The 7,669-nt window shown below is 63.2% G+C and carries 7 protein-coding genes; all 7 read right to left on the bottom strand.

Translation table 11 applies throughout. The annotated features are described in order from the left end of the window. Positions 1 to 130: rod shape-determining protein MreD (locus tag GWP04_11345; protein ID NIA26146.1), on the bottom strand; the 130-nt coding region annotated here is incomplete at its 3' end. Further along, positions 127 to 1,020: a hypothetical protein gene (locus GWP04_11340; protein ID NIA26145.1), complete on the bottom strand. Its 894-nt coding sequence runs from the start codon at positions 1,018 to 1,020 to the stop codon at positions 127 to 129. The genes GWP04_11340 and GWP04_11345, both read right to left, overlap by 4 nt. A 50-nt stretch (positions 1,021 to 1,070) precedes the next feature. Next, complete coding sequence (locus tag GWP04_11335) at positions 1,071 to 2,102, bottom strand: MreB/Mrl family cell shape determining protein (GenBank protein NIA26144.1); 1,032 nt, start codon at positions 2,100 to 2,102, stop codon at positions 1,071 to 1,073. 161 nt (positions 2,103 to 2,263) lie between these two features. Continuing rightward, positions 2,264 to 2,665, bottom strand: coding sequence for a nucleoside-diphosphate kinase (locus tag GWP04_11330; protein ID NIA26143.1), 402 nt, complete (start codon positions 2,663 to 2,665; stop codon positions 2,264 to 2,266). 18 nt (positions 2,666 to 2,683) lie between these two features. Further along, the gene (locus GWP04_11325; protein NIA26142.1) at positions 2,684 to 3,958 is read right to left on the bottom strand and encodes a dihydrofolate synthase; all 1,275 of its coding nucleotides are present in this window, start codon (positions 3,956 to 3,958) and stop codon (positions 2,684 to 2,686) included. A gap of 63 nt (positions 3,959 to 4,021) precedes the next feature. Continuing rightward, positions 4,022 to 6,616, bottom strand: a complete 2,595-nt coding sequence (locus GWP04_11320; protein ID NIA26141.1) for a valine--tRNA ligase — start codon at positions 6,614 to 6,616, stop codon at positions 4,022 to 4,024. A gap of 223 nt (positions 6,617 to 6,839) precedes the next feature. Further along, positions 6,840 to 7,619 (bottom strand): LPXTG cell wall anchor domain-containing protein, encoded by a 780-nt coding sequence (locus tag GWP04_11315; protein ID NIA26140.1) that lies wholly within the window; start codon positions 7,617 to 7,619, stop codon positions 6,840 to 6,842. Positions 7,620 to 7,669: the final 50 nt, after the last annotated feature.

The following is a 7,669-nucleotide window of genomic DNA, read 5'->3' as shown; positions in this document are numbered from 1 at the left end:
CGCAGGCGATAACCGTCAGCAGCACCAGGTCGGGCACGACCCCGAACACGGGGATCCGGGCCAGCAGTGTCGTCTGGATGATCACGGCGACGGCGATGGCCAGCAGCGAGAGCGCGATACGACGGCTCACCCTGATCCCCCGTCGGAGGTCCCTGTCGTCGTGGACGTGGTCGAGGTGGTCGTCGTGTCGACCTCCGTTGAGAACGTCCACTGCAGCACGACGACGAAATCGAGCTTGGAGAAATCCGCCATGGGAATGGCGGTTGTGACGATTCGTTGTGCCTCTGGGCGAGCGTCCGCAGACACTTTCGCCACATTGATCCCGACCGGATACCGAACACTTCCCGCGGTGACGAGGAGATAGCCGGTGAACACGGGTTCTGTGGCCTCGAGGACTTCGAGATCGAGTTCTCCGCCCCCCCGGCCCAGGATGATGCCGGCCTCACCTGTCTGCGATTTGACCCGCACCCCGTCCGACGATGGAGCCACGATCGGCACGACGGTCGCGGAATCGCCGGTCACCTCGGTGATCGTGCCGACCAGCGCTCCGTTCTCGTCGACGACGGGGTTGCCAACCAGTACCCCGTCGTTGCTTCCGGCATCGATCTGAAAGCCTGCATCGAAGCTGTCTCCACGGGCAATCACTCTGGCTGCGACCTTTGGGATCGACTCGTCTGCCGGAGTCAGGGCGAGGATACGGCGCAACGAGGCGACCTCGGCTTCGAGCGTTGCCACCGTGTCGAGTCTGGACTCGAGGCTTGCGATCCGCTGCTGAAGTTCCTTGTTGGCGTCGCGAAGGCCTGCGACGTTTGCGATCCCGTCGACCATATCGATCGCGGGATCGATGATCGACGTGGCGAGCTTCTGGACCGGAGTGAATACGGTCTGCACACCACTGCGAAGTGTTCCCGTGACTCCGCCACCCGAATTCCTGATGTCGAGCGTCATCAGCGAAAACGCGATGATGACGAGCACCACGAGAAACGACGTGGCGCGATCGGGCGCTCTTCGGTTCCTCATCTGGGCCTGCTCTGTTCGGGGCGCCGTTCGTGCCCGTTCATGGGCTCACCTCACAGGCGACTCGAGGAGATGAGAACCCCCTGCAGCGCGTCGAAGTCCTCCAGGCATCTCCCCGAACCGAGTACAACGGACTGGAGCGGACGATCGGCCGACACGATCGGCATGCCCGTCTCGTGGGCGAGGCGTTCATCGATCCCGCTCAGGAGAGCGCCTCCTCCCGTGATGACGATGCCGCGCTCGATGATGTCTGCCGACAGCTCCGGCGGTGTCTTGTCGAGCGTGTATTTCACTGCATCGACGATCTGCTGGACCGGTTCCTCGACTGCTTCGCGAATCTCCGGGCTGGTCAACACGATCGTTTTCGGAAGGCCAGTAACCAGATCCCTGCCGCGAACCTCGGCGGCGGGTTCGTCCGGATAGGGGAACGCCGATCCGATAGCCATCTTGATCTGCTCGGCGGTACGCTCACCGAGCAACAAGTTGTACTCCTTCTTCACCCAGTCGATGATCGCCGTGTCGAGTTCGTCCCCACCGATGCGGATACTGCGCGACTCGACGATACCGCCGAGCGAGATGACCGCGACCTCGGTCGTCCCGCCGCCGATGTCGACCACCATCGACCCTGACGGCTCACCGACAGGTAGTCCCGTCCCGATCGCGGCCGCCATCGGTTCTTCGATGGTGTAGGCGCGACGCGCCCCTGCGTGATAGGCGGCCTCTTCGACGGCGCGCCGCTCAACCGGTGTGATTCCGGACGGTACACAGATCACAATCCTGGGCTTGGCCCACTTGCGCCGATGCACCTTGTGGATGAAGTAGCGGAGCATTTTCTCGGTGATGTCGAAGTCGGCGATCACACCGTCCCTGAGCGGCCGGATCGCCCGAATATAGGAAGGTGTCCGTCCGATCATCCTCTTGGCTTCCATGCCGACGGCAAGGGCACGATTTGATCGCACATTGATCGCGACGACAGACGGCTCGTTGAGAACGATGCCTACGTTGCGAACATACACCAGTGTGTTCGCGGTGCCCAGGTCAATCGCCATGTCTTGACCTGCAAATGAGAACAGCGGCTCAGCCAATAAAAGGGGCCTCGGATCGGGACTGCCGTAGCTTAGTTGACTGCCCGCATATCCCACACTGCGTGAAGCTCGGATCCTTCACCGATGGCCGATGCGTCGCACCATGGTGAAGCGGGATTCTCACGCGACGTCCGGCCGATGATCGGACGATAACTGCCGTGTCAGCAGCCGAAAAAGATGTCCAGCTCGCGTGCCGCGCTCTCGGGAGAGTCGGATCCGTGAACGATGTTTTGCGTCACCATGAGTCCGAAATCACCGCGGATCGTACCGGGTATGGCCTCTTTCGGGTCGGTTGCCCCCATGAGAATGCGGGCAACCGCGATGGCCGCGTCTCCGGCCCACTCCATCGCCACTACCGGCCCGGACGTGATGAACTCGAGCAGTTCGCCGAAGAATGGCTTCTCAACGTGTTCCGCGTAGTGGTGGCGTGCCATTGCTTCATCGATGACGAGATGCCGGATCTTCTCGAGCCGAAGTCCCTTGCGCTCGAATCGGCTGATCACTTCACCCACGAGACCTCGCGCGACGCCGTCCGGCTTGACCATGACAAAAGTATGTTCCATTGCGTTCCTTTCAATCGGTCACAGTTTGGCAGCGCCGGTGGACTGTTTCGCCAGTGACGACATCACGGGCCTGGCTTCACCGGCGACATACAGTGATCCAGTCGCAATGACTGCCCCGTCTTCTCCTGTTGTGGCGATCCCCTCGCGAACGGCAGCACCGACTCCGGCAACTTGTCGTACCTCGACGTCCGGCCCCAGAGCGGCGCGGGCCACATCGGCCACCTTGTCGGCCGAGATTGCCCGATCGCTCACCGGAGCGGTGGCAATCAACCTGCGGACCTTGCCGCGCAGGTGGCCGATCATGCCCTCCAGGTCCTTGTCACCCAGCGCTCCGAGGATGACCGTCCACTCCAGCAAGGGAAACTCCTCGTCGAGCGATGCCGCCAACACACCGAATCCCTCTTCATTGTGTGAGCCGTCCACGATCGTGAGAGGTCGCCGGCCGATGACCTCGAGGCGGCCCGGCGAGGTCGCTGCCGCAACACCCTCGCGCAGTGCCTCGGGATCGAGGGCGCGCCCGAACAGCGTTTCGACCGCCGCAACGGCGACAGCCAGGTTCCGAGTCTGATACCGACCGTGCAGCGGCAGAAAGACATCCTCATAGGTTTCGTAGATACCGTCGATGTCGACCATCCATCCACCGAGGGCAAGCGCTGCATCCCGCAGCCGGTAGTCCTCACCGTACTTCCAGCGGTGGATTCCGAGCTCGGCGACGCGACGTTCGGCCTCTTTTTCCGCTTCCGGTGGCAACGGACCGGTGACGAGGACGCTGTCCGGTTTGGCGATAGCGAGCTTCTCGACGGCGATCTCGCGCAGCGTCGATCCGAGAACCCGGACGTGTTCTTTCGAAACGCCGGTGAGCACCGCGACCTCGCCATCGGCAACGTTGGTGGAATCAAGGCGGCCGCCGAGCCCGACTTCGACGACACCGACATCCACCGTACGTTCGGCAAACCACGCGAACGCCATCACCGCGGTCAGCTCGAAATACGTCGGACGCTCCCCTGTCCGTTGTTCCAGGAGATCGGCGAATGGTGCGACGTCCGCGACAGCCTCGGCAAACTCACGGGCCGTTGCGTGATGCCCGTTGACACCAAGACGCTCCTCGACCCTTTCGAGATGCGGCGACGTGAACGAACCGACGGCGAGACCGTGCGCGGAGATCGCCGAAGCAGCAATCCTCGACGTCGACGTCTTCCCGTTACTGCCGGTGATGTGGATGATCGGGTAGGTGTCCTGTGGGTTCGCCATGAGGTCGAGCAAGACGCGCGTTCGCTCGAGTCCCGGCCGCATTCCGAACCCGATGTGCCGATCAAGAAAGGCGACAGCCTCTTCGTACTTCGTAATCGCCCCGCTTCAGCCGCCCAGCTCGCCGAGCTGGGCCTCGAGCTTGTCCACTTTGTGGCGAAGCTCGTCTGCTTTGGCGGACTCCTTCGCGACGATGTCGGCCGGTGCTTTCGAACGGTAGTTCTCGTTGGCCAGCTTGGCCTCCGAGCGTGCGAGGGTTGCTCGAACCGCAGCGATCGACTTCTCCAGTCGTGCCCGCTCTGCTTCCAGGTCGACGAGCCCGGAAAGCTGGATGAACCCCTGGATGCTTCCGGCCACCAGGCGGGTGAAACCGGTGGCGTCCCCGGGAGGATCGCCGAATTCGGGTTCGACGAACGCCAGCGCGCGCAGCTGCTCTTCCCACCAGCTGCCTTCCAGTCCGTCCGAATCCGTCACCATCATGGCAAGCGGCCTACGGGGGCCGAGTCCGTGCTCGGCGCGGAAACGCCGCACCCCGGTGACGAGCTCTTGAAGCGTTGCGATGCCCGTCGGGGCCCGATAGTCCGGGACGCCGGGCCACCTCGATCCTGCGAGAAGCCCATCTCCGCCCACGAGTTCGCTCCACAGCTCCTCGGTCACGAAGGGGATCGCGGGGTGGAAGAGTTTGAGAAGATCACGCAGGACCACTCCGAGCGTCTGACGAGCCTCCGCGGCCCTGGCGGGGTCCCGCAGCGGGGCCTTGGCCATCTCGAGATACCAATCGAACACCTCTGACCAAGCGAAGCTGTACAGCGACGCGTACGCGTCGGAGAGCCGGTACTGGTCACACAGGTCGTCGAACCGTTCGACCACTTCACCGAGACGGGACAGGATCCAGCGATCGACCGGTGCCGGATCGTCCGGATAGCCGCCGTCCGCAGGAACGTCACCGGTGTGCAAGAGGCCGAACCGGACCGCGTTCCACAGCTTGTTACCGAACTTGCGGGCACCTTCGACCCATTCGATGTCGAACGGAACGTCGTGTCCGGGAGCTGCCGCCTGGATCAGCGCGAGGCGCAGAGAGTCGGCGCCGTGCTCGTCGATGACGTCGAGCGGATCGATGGCATTGCCGATCGATTTGGACATCTTGCGACCGGAGACGTCGCGCACGAGGCCGTGGATGACGGTGTCGACGAACGGAACATCACCCATGAAATGCAGCCCCATCTGCATCATGCGGGCCACCCAGAAGTAGATGATGTCGAAGCCCGTGATCATCACGGCGTTCGGGTAGAAGCGCTCGAGGTCATCGGTCTCATCCGGCCATCCGAGTGTGGAGAACGGCCACAGTGCCGAGGAGAACCACGTGTCCAGCACGTCTTCCTCCTGCCGGAGGCTCGCCGATCCGCATGAGCACACCGTCGGATCTTCAACGGCAACAATCGTCTCGCCGCAGTCGTCGCAGTACCAGGCCGGGATCCGGTGACCCCACCAGATCTGGCGACTGATACACCAGTCCCTCAAGTTCTCCATCCAGTGGAAGTAGCTCTTCTCCCAGCGTTTCGGGAAAAAGCGAGTCTTTCCATCCCGCACGGCATCAATGGCAGGGATCGTGAGCGGTCGCACCTTGACGAACCACTGGTCGGACAAATACGGCTCGATGACGGTGCCACAGCGGTAGCAGTGGCCGACCGAGTGGGTGTGGTCTTCGACCTTCTCGACGACACCGGCCTTGTGGAGCTCATGCTTGACCGCTTCGCGAGCTTCGAATCGGTCCATCCCGTCGAACGGCAGGCCCGTGAATGCGATCATGGCGCCCTCATCGAGGATCTTGGGTGCTTCGAGACCGTGCCGCCGGCCGATCTCGTAGTCGTTCGGGTCGTGAGCAGGTGTCACTTTGACGGCACCGGTCCCGAACTCGGGATCGACTGCCTCGTCGGTGATGACCGGGATCTCACGACCCACGAGGGGCAGTCGGACGGTGCGCCCCACGTACGGCTGGTACCGGACGTCGTCCGGGTGCACCGCGATTGCCGTGTCGCCGAGCATCGTTTCCACCCTGGTGGTGGCGACGGTGATGCCGCTTGGGCCATCGGTGAAGGGGTAGGTGAGATAGACGAGCTCCCCCGGCTCGTCCTCGTACTCGACTTCGATCTCCGCCAACGCCGTGCCACAGCGAGGGCACCAGTTGATGATCCGGTTGCCGCGGTAGATGAGGTCCTCTTCGTAGAGGCGCACGAACACTTCCCGCACGGCGCGCGAGAGGCCTTCGTCCATGGTGAACCGTTCCCGAGTCCAGTCGACAGAGTCCCCGAGACGGCGCATCTGGACGCTGATCCGCTCGCCGTATTGGCGCTTCCAGGTCCAGACCTGTTCGATGAAGGCCTCCCTGCCGATATCGTGGCGGGACAGACCTTCGACCGCCAGGTCGCGCTCGACGACGTTCTGAGTGGCGATGCCTGCGTGGTCGGCGCCGGGGAGCCAGAGGGCCGCATATCCCTGCATGCGTTTGCGGCGCACGATCACATCGTGGATCGCATGGTTGAGGGCGTGCCCCATGTGGAGCTGACCGGTCACATTGGGAGGTGGAATGACGACGCAGAAGGGTTCGCCATCGGGATTGTGCTCAGGGCGAAAGACGCCGGCTCGATCCCATCGGTCGTACCAGCGCGATTCGACGGCCTTCGGATCGTACGTTGGTTGCATCGCGCTCTTCTTGCATGGTGAACGACATGCTAGTGCCTCGGCAGGCAACCTCTGCGGCGTTCTACCGGCCAGGAACGCCGTTCACGACGTCCTCCCACTCCGACCCACCGCAGCGGCTGTGTCTTCGTTGTGCGGGTCTTGCGAGCGACACCCCCCCCCGGCTGTCTCACGCAACAACGAGGCCCCGGCCAACGGCCGGGGCCTCAACGTCCCTCACTGAGACCTAAGGGTGGTACCAATCGAGTCGGCTCACCACACCGGTCTCCACGATCGCGTCTTCCTTCTTTCGAAACGCCAGCGCCGCGAGACCACCGAGCAGCAGCAAGGCAGCCCCGATCCCGACTGCTCCGGTCCCTGACGAACCGGTGAACGGCAGAGTCTCGGTCGTCGGCGGACGAGTCCCGGTCGTCGAAAGAACCGCCGGCCTCACAACACCGGCATCCCACGTCAAGTCGTTCTGGCCCGCTGCCAACGTGATCACGCCGGTCCGTCCCGTCGTGCGGTCGGCGTCACTGCCTGTCTCGATCGTTCCCTTGCCGACGATCGTGAGGCCACCGAAGTCGGGATCACCACCGAGGCCATCGGGGATGACGAACTCGACCACGTACGTGCCGGCCGCGAGTTCGGTGAACAGGTACTTGCCGTCGGCGTCGGTCACCACGGAGTCCAGCTTCGTGGTACCGGTACCGTCGTACAGATTCACGATCACACCGGCGATTCCCGGCTCTCCGGAACCCTGAATGCCATCCACGTCAGGTTCAACCCCGTCGTACCAGACAAAGTCACCGATGGAACCAAGGGGTGAAGGAGAACATTCCGCAGCCAGGAACTCGCCTGAGGAACTCCCCGAGATCACGAAGCCCTCTGCGGCATTCGCTTCCCATGAGTAGGGCCCCGGCGCCACCGTCACTGAATCGGATTTCGTGAACGACCGAATCGCGTTGTCGGCGTCGTCGAAGATCGTCACCGTCGCACCAGACGCCGGATCAATCACAACCGTCACAGGAGTCTCCGACGACTCACCATTCCACGAACACGACCCCGGCGTCACCG

The sequence above is a fragment of the Gammaproteobacteria bacterium genome, assembly GCA_011682695.1.
GTDB lineage: Bacteria > Actinomycetota > Acidimicrobiia > Spongiisociales > UBA4744 > BMS3Bbin01.
The sequence above is the reverse complement of the archived record's forward strand: the minus strand, read 5'-3'. Positions and strand labels throughout refer to the sequence as shown.

Excerpts from the sequence above, each read along its gene's own strand:
- GWP04_11330 (NIA26143.1), bottom strand. The coding sequence starts at position 2,665 with ATGGAACATACTTTTGTCATGGTCAAGCCGGACGGCGTCGCGCGAGGT.
- GWP04_11320 (NIA26141.1), bottom strand. The coding sequence starts at position 6,616 with ATGCAACCAACGTACGATCCGAAGGCCGTCGAATCGCGCTGGTACGAC.
- GWP04_11325 (NIA26142.1), bottom strand. The coding sequence starts at position 3,958 with ATGCGGCCGGGACTCGAGCGAACGCGCGTCTTGCTCGACCTCATGGCG.
- GWP04_11340 (NIA26145.1), bottom strand. The coding sequence starts at position 1,020 with ATGAGGAACCGAAGAGCGCCCGATCGCGCCACGTCGTTTCTCGTGGTG.